Origin of the sequence: Streptococcus caballi DSM 19004, assembly GCF_000379985.1 — a bacterium.
In the GTDB taxonomy this organism is placed as follows: domain Bacteria; phylum Bacillota; class Bacilli; order Lactobacillales; family Streptococcaceae; genus Streptococcus; species Streptococcus caballi.
The window spans coordinates 62,871-76,047 of sequence record NZ_KB904085.1 but is presented as its reverse complement, the minus strand read 5'-3'; the positions used below and the strand labels follow the sequence as shown (position 1 = coordinate 76,047).

The window sequence follows — 13,177 nt, the reverse complement described above, 5'->3', positions numbered from 1 at the left end:
ACTTTTCTTAAACTGTCAATAAAAAACTTTTTGCTATAGGAAAAGAAGGATTAGAATTGATATTCAGAAAGAATGTCTAAGCCTGTCATAACGCACTTAGCGCCCTCTTGGATAAGATGGTGGCAGCCATCAGATTTTCCATCTAAAATATTTCCTGGAACAGCAAAGACGTCTCGCCCTTCTTCTAAGGCACGTTCACAAGTGATAAGACTACCAGAACGCATCTTAGCTTCGACAACGATGACTCCCTGCGCTAATCCAGCAATGATACGGTTACGTTCTGGAAAATGAAATTTCAAAGGCTGTTCGCCGGCTACGTATTCTGTTAAGACAAGATGATTTTTAGCCATGTAATCTTGCAGCTTGGTATTTTCTTTAGGATAATACCTATCAAGCCCAGTTCCTATGATGGCAATGCTCGTCCCACCATTTTTCAAAGACGCCACATGAGCACAAGTATCAATACCACGCGCCAAGCCAGACACAATCACAAACTGGTTCCCCAGCTCCTTAATCAGCTTCTGAACAGACTTTGCACCCACATCCGAGCAATTGCGTGAGCCTACGATTGCTAGCCTAGGCTTTGCCAGCAGATCCAGATTGCCTTGGTAAAATAGCAGAACTGGTGGATTATAAATTTCTTTAAGTTCTAGGGGATATTCTTGGTCTAGTATTGAAATACTAGGATATCTATTAAACTCTTCTCGCAGAGTTTTACTGTCTAGGTGCTTGTAAGACTCCATGAAAAGAATTGGGTTTTTGCACTTTGACACAACAGCCATGTCGCGTAGTGATAAGGATTTACCAACACGTGCCTGATAATCCAAAATGTTGATAATATTAAGATTAGTCAATCCAGCTTTTTTCAATTTATACAGTTCAAAATTATTCATGCTTGTTCCTCCACTTTGATTATTCGAAAAAGCTCTGCAAAAATAGCAGAGCTTGAATGAGATTTTAAAGTGTTTTAATAATTTTAGCTGGATTCCCTGCTATGACAACATTGTCTCCAAAAGATTTAGTCACTACTGCTCCTGCTCCGACAACAACATTATCGCCTAGTGTTACTCCAGGTAAAATAGTTGCACCGCCACCAAGCCAAACATTATTACCAATAGTGATTGGAGCGCCATATTCCAGACCAGAGATACGCTCTATAGCGTCAAGTGGGTGAAGTGGGGTCAATAGTTGACAATTCGGTCCTAGCATTGCATTGTCACCAATACGAATCTCACAAACATCAAGCATGGTACAGTTAAAATTGGCATAAAAATTCTCACCAACATGGATATTAACCCCATAATCACAAGCAAATCGAGGTTCAATCATCACATTATCGCCTGTCGATCCAAACCAGGTTTTTACAAGTTCTTTTCGCTTGCTACGGTCAAGCTCATCATTGAACTGTGCCATTTTTTCACGCGCAGCTAGGCGCAAGGTCTTCAATTCAGTATCAGCTGCATCATAAAGCTGGCCTGCCAGCATTTTTTCACGTTCTGTTGTCATTTTTACCTCCGTATTGTCATTGAATAAGGTGTGTCAGGATTGTCCCGATGATAAACACAAAAGTTAGTACACCAAGTATAGTTATATGCCATTTTTTAGTATAGACAAGATAACCAACGAACTCACGAATGAAAGCATTTAAACTAAAATAAAATTTTGTTTTAGCACCGTAACCAATACATTTAATTCTCATTTGTCGTGCTATAAGTAAGGCGCGAAAAACATGATAGTAATTGGTAACAAGAGCGAATTGACTTCCGTTTGTCATGAGATTGCGGGAAAATTTTATATTTTCTTTTGTATTAGTCGATTTGTTCTCAAGAATAATATCGTCTGCTGCTACTCCTTTTACGAGAGCATAGTTAGTCATTGCTTGTGCCTCAGAGATGACTTCATCTGGCCCCTGACCTCCTGACATAATCAGTTTACTTCCTGGATTTTTATGATAAATAGCAATGCCTCTATCAATACGTGACGCTAGAAGTGGTGTAACCTGTTCACCAATTAAGCCAGCCCCCAGAACAACAACATAATCTAGTTTGGGTGGTAAAATGTTGATTAAATTAACAAAACTAGAACTAGTATAAAGTATACTAAGTCCCACAAGATAAGCCACTAAAATCCCTAGATAGAAAAAGAAATAGTTGAGAACGGGGATGGAGGATAAATACTTCGTGATAAAAGGAAAAATAAAGCTATAAAAGGTGATAGCAAGAGCCAAACCAAGGGACAAAAAGTTTTGAAAACGAACCCCTTCACTTTTTAGAAGTTTAAAACCATTATAATAAAGAGCGCATAAAAAGAAAAAGGGGCCAAGCATAAGACAAAGTAAAAAGGTTGCGAAAATAGCGATTCCTAGCAAGCGCAAAATGTCATTCGTTTCTAATATACGAGCAGAAAGAATCCATATCCCTAACCAAATAAACAGATTAACAACCAAAAGCGCTATAAAAATAGAGCGTCGTTCTTTAAAATAAGCAAGAACAAAAAATCCCAGTGACAGCAAGAAAAGTAGAAAAAACAGCCACATGATTAGTCATTCCCTCCTAGGATAGATTTTATTGGCTCAAAGGTTCTGCGATGAATTGGTGTTACACCAAGATTATGAAGTCCTGAGAGGTGGTCTTTTGTCCCATAACCTGCATTTTGAGCAAAAGCATAGCCCGGGTATTGCTTATCATAAGCTGTCATCATACGGTCACGTGTAACCTTGGCAACGATAGAAGCTGCCGCGATAGATAGAGAATTGGCATCTCCCTTGATGATAGATTGCTGAGGAATAGCTAAGTCTAACTTCATAGCATCAATCAACAAATAATCTGGTTCTTTCTTTATCTTTCCGACTGCTTCTATCATAGCTAATTTGGTCGCTTCATAGATATTAACACGATCGATGACATCATTTGATTGTACTCCAATACCTACTGCCATTGCCTCTTTCATAACTTGTTCATAAATGGCTTCATGTTTAGACTTAGGGATTTTTTTGGAATCATTAAGTCCCTTGATTTTACAATATTTCGGCAAAATAACGCAGGCTGCTACCACTGGTCCTGCTAATGGGCCTCTACCAACTTCATCAATGCCAGCAATCTGATTGAAGCCTTGTGCATACAAATCTTTTTCGTAGCGCAGCATATTTTCCAAACGCAAATCTTCATCCAAATCAGCCTGAATGGCTTTTTTACGCTGCCTAATGGCCGTTTGAACCCCTGCACGGCTATCTGCTTCAAAGCCAGCCCAAGCTGGGTCGGAAAGCTCTGTGAGACTTGCTAGTTGCTGTTTGACTTCCTTAATCGTTGCCATCAGTTTCTCCGACAATATCAAGCGTGTAACGCCCTAGTTTACCATCACGTACATCCTTAACAAAAAGATTATAAAAACGATCGTAGTCGTCACGAAAACCAAGTTTCTGAGTCATAGCCATGATGATTTCAGGTGCTTCTTCGTCAAGATTAATCCCTTTATAACGTTCGAGCAAACGATCGGCATAATGCTGCTTGAAATAGTTTAAACCGAAAATGGTTACCTCATCCATAGGTAAGAGTTGGTCTTTAATAGCACCAGTAAGCGCAAGTTTTAGTCCGACAACTTCATCTTCAAACTTAGGCCAAAGTATCCCTGGAGTATCTAAAATTTCTAAATCTTTGTTGGATTTTAGCCATTGTTGCCCCTTGGTAACACCCGGCTTATTGCCAACAACAGCAATTTTCTTTCCTGCTAGACGGTTCATCAGGGTGGATTTGCCAGCATTGGGGATACCGATAATCATAGTTCGTAAAGTTTCCTTTTGAATACCACGTTCGCGGAGCTTTTCAATCTTGTCAGCCATCAATTCCTTAGCGGCATCGGTCACTTTTTTAACGGTAGATTGTTCTTTTGAGTTAATCGCCAAGGTCTTAATACCTTGGCTCTCAAAGAAGCTGCGCCATTGTGCCGTATGAACACTATCAGCAAGATCAGCCTTATTTAAAATCATAAGCTTAGGCTTATCACCAACAATCTTAGTTAACATAGGGTTTTGACTAGATAAGGGCAGGCGAGCATCGACCAGAATAGTCACAAAGTCAACATGCTTAATATTTTCCTGAACCTGTCGGCGCGCCTTGGACATATGGCCCGGGAACCATTGAATTGTTGCCATGAGTGTATCTTCCTTTCGTATCAAGGGTTTGACGGTGGTAAACTTGTCTAAACTCTATCAGGTCACCAAAAAGTCACCAAATATAGACTGATTTTACCAAACCATTTCATACCCAATAATTTTTTGCTTTCCTTCACGAAGACATATAATCTCAAAATTTGAATGATATTTCTTAATATCTTTTAATAATTTTGGTAGGATATTTACATTAATATGTCCTGGAAGATAGCTTTCTTTAATTCCAATTATATCTCGGAACTCTTTTAAATTCAAATTCGTTGGCTAACACCTCACGAAAAGAGTGCGACGTAATGGGGGGAACTATATTCTGTCCGAAAAATACTTTCTGTATGTGAAAAGGATTTAGCAGAGTTTTCTAAAGTGTACTTATCAAATTTATCACTTCTTTTAATTGCTCGTAAAATTGCTTCGCAAGCTACTTTAGGTAATGCAACTTCTCTGTCGGCATTTATAGTCTTAGTTGTGTCAAAATAAAAGTCCGCAACCCTCAAATCATGATACTGAAGTGATTTATCTATTGTTACAACTCTGGTATCTGGATTGAAATCTTCTGTTGTAAAAGCAGCTTCTCCAATTCTCAATCCTGAACAAAGCAAAACAATAGCTAAATCACAATTGGTATCCAAAAGAAAATCAAGATTATGTTAAATAGAAAATTCGGCAATGTCTATTATACCACGATTCTACCCATTTTTCCGCCCTTTGATTCCATATTAAAAGCTAAAAACTCATCTAAAATTCTTATATTTGGTAAGGTATTCTCTAAGCCATAACTCAGATGAGTTGTGGCTTAGGAAAATTAGTGTTTTATCAGCCAATTCTTCTGCATCTAAGAAAGTCCATACAATCATTGGACACTCACTCCGCCAAACAGGTAATCCAAGAAAAATTGTCTCATATCCAGAATTCTCAGATGAGTTATTGGCAATTGCAGGACGTATATTTACTTCCTGCTCTCCATCCTTTTTGCTTCAATCATTGAAATGGTTCATGATAAACGAAGTCATTTCATCAAATGGAATTTTGTCCAGATTATCATAAAGGTCCACGTGGACTGCACCAGGTATAATCAACAATTCTTTATTGCTACCTTTTAACACTTTAAAAGCATCTTCACTAAAATAACGCGAATGAGCCTTTTCACCATGAATGATCATCACGGCATTGCGAATCTCATTGGCATAATGGAGAAAACGTGTGTTTAAAAAACTTGTATTAGCCTGAACTGCCCAACCTGCATTGGAATTTAAACTGCGAATATGATAGCCGCGAGGTTCTTTGTAATAAGCATAGTAATCTTTGACAAATTGTGGAGCATCTTCTGGTAAAGTGTCTGGCACTCCTCCTGCCATTTTATAGGTGCCAGTTTGATAGTCTGCCGTTCTCTGATTTGCTAAGGCAAGACGCGTGTGATAGCGAGCTTCTTCCGAATCTGCTTCATCAAAATAACCATTTCCAGTCACTCGAGACATGTCATACATAGTCGAAGCAATCGTGACCTTAATTCGTGGATCGATGGCTGCAGCATTCAGTGCAATACCTCCCCAGCCACAAATACCAATAATACCAATTTTTTCAGAATCTACTAAGTCATGCGTTGACAAATAATCAACTGCCGCTTGATAATCTTCTGTATTGATGTCTGGAGAATTCATATAACGAGGCTGTCCACCTGATTCCCCTGTATAAGAGGGATCAAAAGCTAGGGTTAAAAATCCTCTTTTTGCCAACTCCTGTGCATACAAACCAGATGCTTGTTCTTTGACAGCACCAAATGGACCAGAAATCGCCAAAGCTGGCAGTTTTCCAGTGTGTTTTTTAGGATAATAAAGATCAGCAGCTAGACTAATGCCAAAATGATTGTGGAACTGAACTTTTTGATGATGAACGTCCTCACTTTTTTCAAATACCTTATCCCACTGCTCTGTCAACTCTAATGTTTCAATATTCATTTTCTTTCTCCTTTTTTCAAATATTACTTTGACACTTTTATTGTCTAATACTTCTTTTAAGATTTGATGATTCTATTATTTTACCAATTTTAGTACAGAAATACGGTGATGTTAAATCATCATAAAATATGACAAGACCACTATCACCATACAACATTACATCACCAGAACGGATGTAAAACGGCTTGCATTCTTCCCTAGGTAAGGGGTTGTTCAAAAAGAAAAAACTTTTCATTCCCGTTGACATGATCCATTCTGATTTCTAAAGGAAAGCGATTATAAAGCTCCATGCTAGCCAGATTCCCTTCCAGCTGTAGGGTAAATTCTTTCTGATTGATAATCAAGACCTTCTCCATATCATAATACAGTCTATGCCTTTACATCACCTATCATAGCATGATACAATAACCATATCAAATACCTATATTGCATAATAAATATTACTAGAAAGCATAGAAAAAACTATGGACATTCGTGTGTTAAACTATTTTGTCACAATCGTTCAACAAAAAAGTATTACAAATGCTGCGCGCTCCCTTCACGTCACTCAGCCAACTCTCTCCCGTCAAATAAGAGAGTTGGAGGAAGAATTAGGAGCACCACTCCTTATCAGGGGAAGCCGAGAAGTTCAAATGACTGAACAGGGTCAGTTCCTCTATAACAGAGCCTTAGAAATTTTAGCCTTGGTGAAAAAAACAGAACAATCCATCCGCTTTGATGAAGAAATTTCCGGTACGATTTCGATTGGGGCTGCAGAGAGTCAGTCACTGGCTACGGTAGCATATGTGGCCAGCAATCTAACGCAAAACCATTCGCAGTTACAATTTTCCATTTTTAGTGGAAATGCTGATGAAGTCCAGGAAAAATTAGACAGTGGACTCTTAGATTTCGGCATTATTTTTGGTGAGGTAAATCATAAAAAATACGATTCATTGCCACTTGGAAAGGGGGAACAATGGGGTGTGCTAGTCCCAAATTCTCATCAGCTCACTGCCAAACATCAAGTCACATTTGAAGACATTGCTCCATATCCAATCATCGTATCTAGTCAGGCCAACAAAGATATAAAGTGGCGGTCAATTTTCAAAGATTTCCATATTGCAGGTAGCTATAATCTATTATTCAATGCCGCTCTCTTGGTTGAAGCAGGGATGGGAATTGCTATTGGCTTAGACGGGATTGTAAATAGAGCAGGTCTCTCCTTCATCCCTTTTGACACACCAATGGAAGAAAATTTAAATCTTATCTGGAGGCGTTACTCCCACCAACCCAAAATTGCTAAAGTATTTTTAGATGCTCTGAAGGATAACATTTTGGATGCTTGATATCATTTTTCATGTTTTCAGATTTGTCATTCTTGACAAGAACTTACCATTTATACCAATCAAGTCTTTTATCACTTTGCTCCTTCATACTACTAAAAAACTAGTGTTTAAAACTTTTGCCTTGTTGTTAAATGAAGTTAGACTTTTTTGCCTAACTCAGAAAAACTTGATAGACGGTTTTTATTAACTTTATAGCGTTTATAGTGTCACTCCTTTGGAAAGTTGAAAACATTATTATGTAACTTTCATACCTTCTTAGTAGTATGCCTATTTGTGTTTACACAACTTATTTTACACTATCAAATATACCGCCTTATCAAGGTTGATTGCTTAAACAAATATAATTACTCTAGGATCACAGATGATAAAAATATATTTTTCCTCAAAGTTACACCGATAACTGATAGTTTTATTGATAATTTATAACTTCCATCTTTTTCATTGCTCAAAAAAATTTGTTATAATTTTTAGCAGAGGTAATATTAATGAAAAAACAAGCTTTTAATTCTGAAAATACTTAAACTTGCAACGTGACCATATTTTGGAGCGCATTAATCAATTTGATGGTAAACTTTATATGGAGTTTGGTGGAAAAATGCTGGAAGATTTTCATGCAGCCCGTGTTTTACCTGGTTATGAGCCAGACAATAAAATCAAATTACTAAAAGAGCTCAAAGACCAAGTTGAGATTGTCATTGCAATCAACGCCAGCAATATTGAACATTCCAAAGCGCGTGGTGATTTGGGCATTTCGTATGACCAAGAAGTCCTACGGCTTATTGATAAATTTAACGAGTTGGATATCTACGTTGGTTCTGTTGTTATTACACAATATTCTGGGCAGCCTGCTGCTGATATTTTCCGCACTCAGTTGAAGAAAAATGGTATTACTTCTTACATCCATTACCCAATTAAGGGTTATCCGACTGACATGGACCACATCATTTCACCAGAAGGTATGGGGAAGAATGACTACATTAAAACCAGCCGTAACTTGGTTGTGGTAACTGCACCTGGTCCCGGTTCAGGTAAATTGGCTACTTGCATGTCAAACATGTACCATGACCAAATAAGCGGCATCAAATCGGGCTATGCTAAGTTTGAAACATTTCCAGTTTGGAATTTGCCATTGCATCATCCAGTCAATCTAGCTTATGAAGCGGCAACTGCTGACCTTGACGACGTCAATATGATTGATCCCTTCCATTTGGAGACCTATGGTGTGACAACTGTCAATTACAACCGTGACATTGAAATTTTCCCTGTTCTCAAGCGTATGTTGGAGCGAATCCTTGGCAAGTCTCCCTATGCTTCTCCAACGGATATGGGTGTCAACATGGTCGGCTTTGCTATTGTCGATGACGAGGCAACTATTGAAGCTTCTAAGCAAGAAATTGTCCGCCGCTACTACCAGACTCTTGTTGATTACAAGGCAGAGTGCGTGACTGAGTCGGCTGTCAAGAAAATTGAGTTGCTCATGAACGATCTCGGCATTAGACCTACCGACCGTAAAGTGACGGTATTGGCGCGTGAAAAGGCAAAGATGACTGGCGAGCCTGCCCTAGCCTTGGAGTTGCCAAATGGAGACATGGTTACTGGTAAGACATCTGATCTCTTTGGACCTACTGCTGCTGTACTAATTAACGCCATTAAAAAATTAGCCAATATTAGCAAAGAAACTAATCTTATTGAGCCTGAGTATGTTAAACCTATTCAGAGCCTTAAGACAAATCATTTGGGTAGCCGCAATCCGCGTCTCCATTCCAATGAAATCTTCATTGCGCTAGCTATTACCGCCATGAATAACGCAGATGCCAATCTGGCTATGCAGGAACTAGGTAATCTCAAAGGTAGCGAAGCTCATTCAACTGTAACACTGACCGACGAAGACAAGAATGTCCTACGAAAGTTAGGTATTAACACTACCTTTGACCCATTCTACCAATACGACCGCCTCTATCGCAAGTAGCGTAAATAGCAAAAAGTCTCAGTATGTTGTACTGAGACTTTTTCTTTTATCTAAAATTGATTAAAATCCCAGACCTCTGTCCAGCCTTCATAGAAATCAGGTTCATGACAGACCATGAGCACAGAGCCTTTGAAAGTCTGGAGAGCACGCTTGAGTTCATCTTTAGCGTCAACATCTAAGTGGTTGGTTGGTTCGTCTAGAACCAGAACATTATTTTCCCGATTCATTAGTAGACAGAAACGAACCTTGGCTTGTTCCCCACCTGAAAGGACTTGAATTTGACTTTCAATATGTTTTGAGGTCAAACCGCATTTAGCAAGAGCTGCACGAACCTCAGCCTGATTGAGAGCAGGAAAAGCATTCCAGACAGCTTCAAGAGGTGTTTGGCGATTGCCTCCAGCTACTTCTTGTTCAAAATAGCCCAATTCTATAAAGTCACCTCGTTCAACTTGACCAGAGATGGGCTTGATTTCACCCAAAAGGCTACGTAGCAAAGTTGTTTTCCCAATCCCATTAGCACCAATAATGGCGACTTTTTGATTGCGTTCAAAGGTGAGATTGAGGGGTTTGGTCAACGGGCGGTCATAACCAATCTGTAAGTCCTTAGCTTGGAAAATAAAGCGACTTGGAGTTCGACCTTCCTTGAATGAAAATTCTGGTTTTGGCTTTTCAGCTTGCAACTCAATGATATCCATCTTGTCCAATTTCTTCTGACGAGACATAGCCATATTTCGCGTAGCCACGCGCGCTTTATTTCGGTTGACAAAATCCTGCAAGTCAGCAATCTCTTTCTGCTGGCGCTCGTAGGCTGCTTCCAGCTGTGCTTTCTTCATGTCATAAACCGCTTGGAAATTATCATAATCCCCAGTATAGCGCACCAAATCAAGATTTTCCACGTGATAGACGATATTGATAACGTCATTTAGGAAAGGAATGTCGTGGGAGATGAGAACAAAGGCATTCTCATAATTTTGCAGATAACGCTTAAGCCAATCAATGTGCTCCGCATCTAAATAGTTGGTTGGCTCATCCAGCAACAAAATGTCAGGTTTTTCAAGAAGGAGCTTAGCCAGTAAAATCTTAGTCCTTTGTCCACCTGAAAGCTCAGAGACATCTGAATCCATACCAAAATCCATAACACCCAAGGCACGCGCCACCTCATCAATCTTGGCGTCCAGCGTATAGAAATCTCGTGACTCAAGACGATCTTGCAACTCACCTACTTCTTCCATAAGAGCATCAACGTCAGCACCTTCTTCTGCCATGGACATGTAGATATCGTTGATACGGTTTTCGGTTTTAAAAAGTTCGTCAAAGGCTGTTCGCAGAACATCGCGGACAGTCATTCCTTTTTCTAGGACTGTGTGTTGATCCAGATAACCAGCGGTGACATACTTGGACCACTCTACCTTCCCTTCGTCGGGTTGCAGGTGTCCTGTCACAATAGACATAAAGGTTGATTTCCCTTCGCCATTAGCACCGACAAGACCAATATGTTCACCTTTAAGAAGGCGGAAGGACACATTTTCAAAAATAGCACGGTCACCAAAACCGTGACTAAGATTTTTCACTTCTAAAATACTCATATTTTACTACTTTCACTATTCTTGGCAACGCCAGCCTCTCCATTATATCATGAGGCGGCTTTGTCTGACAATGAAAATCGCGGCAAGAAAAAACTGTTCAGAAAGATGAACAGCATTAAAAAAGAAATAAAAGACTGCCAGTGAGCAGACCAATGACCAGACCCCACATCACATCGCGAGGAGAATGTACACCTCCAATCACTCTGAGACAAGCAAGGAGAATTGAACAAAATAACCCAAATATTCCCAGAGTAAGATTGACCTTCAAGGCGCACATGGCAATGATACTTGCTGAAAACACATGACGACTAGGAAATGAATTTCCCTTGCTTTCTTTGATAATCAGCGGCTGAATGTCCCAAATTTCGTAAGGTCTAGGATAATTGAGCTTGCTACGCACCCAAGATAGTGAAAGAAAGCTGATACCAGGAATGAAAATGAAAGGCAAAATCAACTCTCTATTAGTTGTAATTAAGTCAAGCAATAAAAAAGAATAAAGCAAATAAATAAATCCTGTTATGACCTGGTTCCAGTTCGTAATCAGCTTTTTTCCTTTATCATTTCTGAAAGGTGAGGATATTTTTCTATAAAATTCTTTATAATCCTTGACCATAAGTTTCCCTTCAATAATCTTAATATTGAAAAGACTAGGAAGCCATCCCAACCTTCTCTTCACTACATCTATTTCAATCTTTCAAAATGTAGGTGAACGGCTAACTGGTCACCATAACCATTACGTTCCAAGTCGCGTTGGAGACGGTATGAAATGTAATGCTCTGCTATTTTGACAAAACCAGCGTCCATAAGACGATTCTCAACCTGAGACTGAATCATACTGATAGTAGGACGTTCAACTTGCGCATCTTCCAAATCCAAAACAACTTTTTTAGTCACCTGTGCCAAATCCTCACGAAGCTGGTCATCGAGGACATAGACAGTCTGTGCTGCTTTCAAGATGGCTTGATAAATTTTATCTGGATTGAAATCGGTCACTTGACCGTTACGTTTAATGATTTGCATAGGCTTCCCTTTCACGGTTTTTCATCTTTTACATTTATTATGCAAGTGTTTTCATATTTTGTCAAGTTATTAGCTTTAAATAGTCCGTCTATATCTAAAAAGCCAAGCTTCTCAACTTGGCTTTCGATGATTAAAAAACGGATTTTAATAGTCAGGTCTCACCACGCCTGTAACAGTTTCTTTGGTAGCTTGGTAGTCACCGTCTACGACAACCTTGATAATGCGTTTGGCATCTTCTTCTGGCGCCGCAACCAGTGGTAAACGAAGAGGGCCAGTTTCAAATCCCAGATAATTAAGTACAGCCTTAACTGGTGCAGGACTTGGATAAGAGAAAAGTGCATTAACTTTAGGAATGAATTGACGTTGAATAGCTGCTGCTTTTTTAATGTCACTGTTTTCAATCGCTGACAACATTTCGTACATTTCATCGCCGTTCGTGTGGGAAGCCACAGAGATAACACCATCTGCCCCCAGATTCATAGCGTGGAAGGCATCACCATCTTCGCCAGTGTAAACCAGGAAGTTATCAGGCTTATGTTCAATTAGGTAGGCCATATTCGCTAGACTAGTGCATTCTTTAACCCCGATGATGTTTGGATGTTCTGCTAAACGTAACATGGTTTCAGGCGTCATTTCCACAACGACACGACCTGGAATATTATAAATGATAATTGGCAGGTCACTGGCATCCGCAATGGCTTTAAAGTGTTGGTACATACCTTCTTGGGAAGGTTTGTTGTAGTAAGGGACAATTGCAAGTCCTGCTGCAAAACCACCAAAGTCTGCCACTTCACGCGCAAATTCGATGGAATCGCGAGTATCATTGGTTCCGACTCCCGCAATCAAGGGCACGCGTCCCTTGACGATGTCTTGAACTGCTTTAAAAAGTTGCAATTCTTCGTCGTGGGTAAGCGTTGGACTTTCTGCCGTTGTCCCTGCTAACAGCAATGCTTCTGTATGGTGTGCCAAAAGGTGTTCCACCAATTTTGGGAGAGCATCAAAGTTAATTGCCCCATCTTCCTTAAAAGGTGTTACCATGGCTGTAATAATTTTAATATCTTTTAATTCTTCAATTGACATAAAATCCTCCTCAATTCAGTGGGTTTGATACTGATATTATACCATAAAAAATGAGGTAAGACAGACGAGTCTCG

General features: G+C 39.4%; 14 protein-coding genes and 2 pseudogenes. 2 read left to right on the top strand and 14 right to left on the bottom strand.

The window, feature by feature from the left end; genetic code table 11:
* Positions 1 to 50 precede the first annotated feature (50 nt).
* The 10 genes and pseudogenes from dprA to A3GS_RS13315 all read right to left on the bottom strand — a co-directional run bounded on the left by dprA (position 51) and on the right by A3GS_RS13315 (position 6,479).
* On the bottom strand, positions 51 to 893 hold the full coding sequence (gene dprA, locus A3GS_RS0107000; RefSeq protein WP_018364711.1) for a DNA-processing protein DprA: 843 nt from the start codon (positions 891 to 893) through the stop codon (positions 51 to 53).
* A gap of 64 nt (positions 894 to 957) precedes the next feature.
* Complete coding sequence (locus tag A3GS_RS0106995; protein ID WP_018364710.1) at positions 958 to 1,506, bottom strand: sugar O-acetyltransferase; 549 nt, start codon at positions 1,504 to 1,506, stop codon at positions 958 to 960.
* A gap of 16 nt (positions 1,507 to 1,522) precedes the next feature.
* Positions 1,523 to 2,536: a YdcF family protein gene (locus tag A3GS_RS0106990; RefSeq protein ID WP_018364709.1), complete on the bottom strand. Its 1,014-nt coding sequence runs from the start codon at positions 2,534 to 2,536 to the stop codon at positions 1,523 to 1,525.
* A gap of 2 nt (positions 2,537 to 2,538) precedes the next feature.
* The gene (locus tag A3GS_RS0106985) at positions 2,539 to 3,312 is read right to left on the bottom strand and encodes a ribonuclease HII (RefSeq protein WP_018364708.1); all 774 of its coding nucleotides are present in this window, start codon (positions 3,310 to 3,312) and stop codon (positions 2,539 to 2,541) included.
* Positions 3,299 to 4,150, bottom strand: a complete 852-nt coding sequence (gene ylqF / locus A3GS_RS0106980; protein WP_018364707.1) for a ribosome biogenesis GTPase YlqF — start codon at positions 4,148 to 4,150, stop codon at positions 3,299 to 3,301. The genes A3GS_RS0106985 and ylqF overlap by 14 nt, the downstream gene beginning before the upstream one ends.
* Before the next feature lie 93 nt (positions 4,151 to 4,243).
* Positions 4,244 to 4,782 (bottom strand): annotated as a pseudogene (locus tag A3GS_RS12360) (site-specific integrase); the annotation flags it as partial.
* Positions 4,783 to 4,899: 117 nt separating this feature from the next.
* On the bottom strand, positions 4,900 to 5,112 hold the full coding sequence (locus tag A3GS_RS13325; RefSeq protein ID WP_083901877.1) for a flavodoxin: 213 nt from the start codon (positions 5,110 to 5,112) through the stop codon (positions 4,900 to 4,902).
* A 30-nt stretch (positions 5,113 to 5,142) separates the two neighbouring features.
* On the bottom strand, positions 5,143 to 6,123 hold the full coding sequence (locus tag A3GS_RS0106970) for an alpha/beta hydrolase (protein WP_018364705.1): 981 nt from the start codon (positions 6,121 to 6,123) through the stop codon (positions 5,143 to 5,145).
* A 37-nt stretch (positions 6,124 to 6,160) separates the two neighbouring features.
* The gene (locus A3GS_RS13320) at positions 6,161 to 6,358 is read right to left on the bottom strand and encodes a cyclophilin-like fold protein (RefSeq protein WP_169333419.1); all 198 of its coding nucleotides are present in this window, start codon (positions 6,356 to 6,358) and stop codon (positions 6,161 to 6,163) included.
* The gene (locus tag A3GS_RS13315; protein WP_018364704.1) at positions 6,321 to 6,479 is read right to left on the bottom strand and encodes a cyclophilin-like fold protein; all 159 of its coding nucleotides are present in this window, start codon (positions 6,477 to 6,479) and stop codon (positions 6,321 to 6,323) included. The genes A3GS_RS13320 and A3GS_RS13315 overlap by 38 nt, the downstream gene beginning before the upstream one ends.
* 108 nt (positions 6,480 to 6,587) lie before the next feature.
* Here A3GS_RS13315 and A3GS_RS0106960 point away from each other — a divergent pair, with 108 nt between their 5' ends.
* Together A3GS_RS0106960 and A3GS_RS0106950 are read left to right on the top strand one after the other, a co-directional pair.
* Positions 6,588 to 7,448 (top strand): LysR family transcriptional regulator, encoded by an 861-nt coding sequence (locus A3GS_RS0106960; protein WP_018364703.1) that lies wholly within the window; start codon positions 6,588 to 6,590, stop codon positions 7,446 to 7,448.
* A gap of 485 nt (positions 7,449 to 7,933) precedes the next feature.
* Positions 7,934 to 9,417, top strand: a pseudogene (locus tag A3GS_RS0106950) (DUF1846 domain-containing protein).
* A gap of 50 nt (positions 9,418 to 9,467) precedes the next feature.
* Here the strand turns inward: A3GS_RS0106950 and A3GS_RS0106945 are convergent.
* The 4 genes from A3GS_RS0106945 to dapA all read right to left on the bottom strand — a co-directional run bounded on the left by A3GS_RS0106945 (position 9,468) and on the right by dapA (position 13,103).
* A complete protein-coding gene (locus A3GS_RS0106945) occupies positions 9,468 to 11,003 on the bottom strand; it encodes an ABC-F family ATP-binding cassette domain-containing protein (protein WP_018364700.1) in 1,536 nt (511 codons plus the stop codon).
* A 115-nt stretch (positions 11,004 to 11,118) separates the two neighbouring features.
* Positions 11,119 to 11,616 carry a phosphatase PAP2 family protein gene (locus A3GS_RS0106940; RefSeq protein WP_040807581.1) on the bottom strand — a complete coding sequence of 166 codons (498 nt, stop codon included), beginning with the start codon at positions 11,614 to 11,616 and terminating at the stop codon, positions 11,119 to 11,121.
* 68 nt (positions 11,617 to 11,684) lie between these two features.
* Positions 11,685 to 12,023 carry an ATP cone domain-containing protein gene (locus A3GS_RS0106935; RefSeq protein ID WP_018364698.1) on the bottom strand — a complete coding sequence of 113 codons (339 nt, stop codon included), beginning with the start codon at positions 12,021 to 12,023 and terminating at the stop codon, positions 11,685 to 11,687.
* 144 nt (positions 12,024 to 12,167) lie between these two features.
* Positions 12,168 to 13,103 (bottom strand): 4-hydroxy-tetrahydrodipicolinate synthase, encoded by a 936-nt coding sequence (gene dapA / locus A3GS_RS0106930; protein ID WP_018364697.1) that lies wholly within the window; start codon positions 13,101 to 13,103, stop codon positions 12,168 to 12,170.
* Positions 13,104 to 13,177: the final 74 nt, after the last annotated feature.

Coding starts and splice junctions, on each gene's coding strand:
- dprA (WP_018364711.1), bottom strand. CDS start 893: ATGAATAATTTTGAACTGTATAAATTGAAAAAAGCTGGATTGACTAAT.
- A3GS_RS0106995 (WP_018364710.1), bottom strand. CDS start 1,506: ATGACAACAGAACGTGAAAAAATGCTGGCAGGCCAGCTTTATGATGCA.
- A3GS_RS0106990 (WP_018364709.1), bottom strand. CDS start 2,536: ATGTGGCTGTTTTTTCTACTTTTCTTGCTGTCACTGGGATTTTTTGTT.
- A3GS_RS0106985 (WP_018364708.1), bottom strand. CDS start 3,312: ATGGCAACGATTAAGGAAGTCAAACAGCAACTAGCAAGTCTCACAGAG.
- ylqF (WP_018364707.1), bottom strand. CDS start 4,150: ATGGCAACAATTCAATGGTTCCCGGGCCATATGTCCAAGGCGCGCCGA.
- A3GS_RS0106970 (WP_018364705.1), bottom strand. CDS start 6,123: ATGAATATTGAAACATTAGAGTTGACAGAGCAGTGGGATAAGGTATTT.
- A3GS_RS13320 (WP_169333419.1), bottom strand. CDS start 6,358: ATGAAAAGTTTTTTCTTTTTGAACAACCCCTTACCTAGGGAAGAATGC.
- A3GS_RS13315 (WP_018364704.1), bottom strand. CDS start 6,479: ATGGAGAAGGTCTTGATTATCAATCAGAAAGAATTTACCCTACAGCTG.
- A3GS_RS0106960 (WP_018364703.1), top strand. CDS start 6,588: ATGGACATTCGTGTGTTAAACTATTTTGTCACAATCGTTCAACAAAAA.
- A3GS_RS0106945 (WP_018364700.1), bottom strand. CDS start 11,003: ATGAGTATTTTAGAAGTGAAAAATCTTAGTCACGGTTTTGGTGACCGT.
- A3GS_RS0106940 (WP_040807581.1), bottom strand. CDS start 11,616: ATGGTCAAGGATTATAAAGAATTTTATAGAAAAATATCCTCACCTTTC.
- A3GS_RS0106935 (WP_018364698.1), bottom strand. CDS start 12,023: ATGCAAATCATTAAACGTAACGGTCAAGTGACCGATTTCAATCCAGAT.
- dapA (WP_018364697.1), bottom strand. CDS start 13,103: ATGTCAATTGAAGAATTAAAAGATATTAAAATTATTACAGCCATGGTA.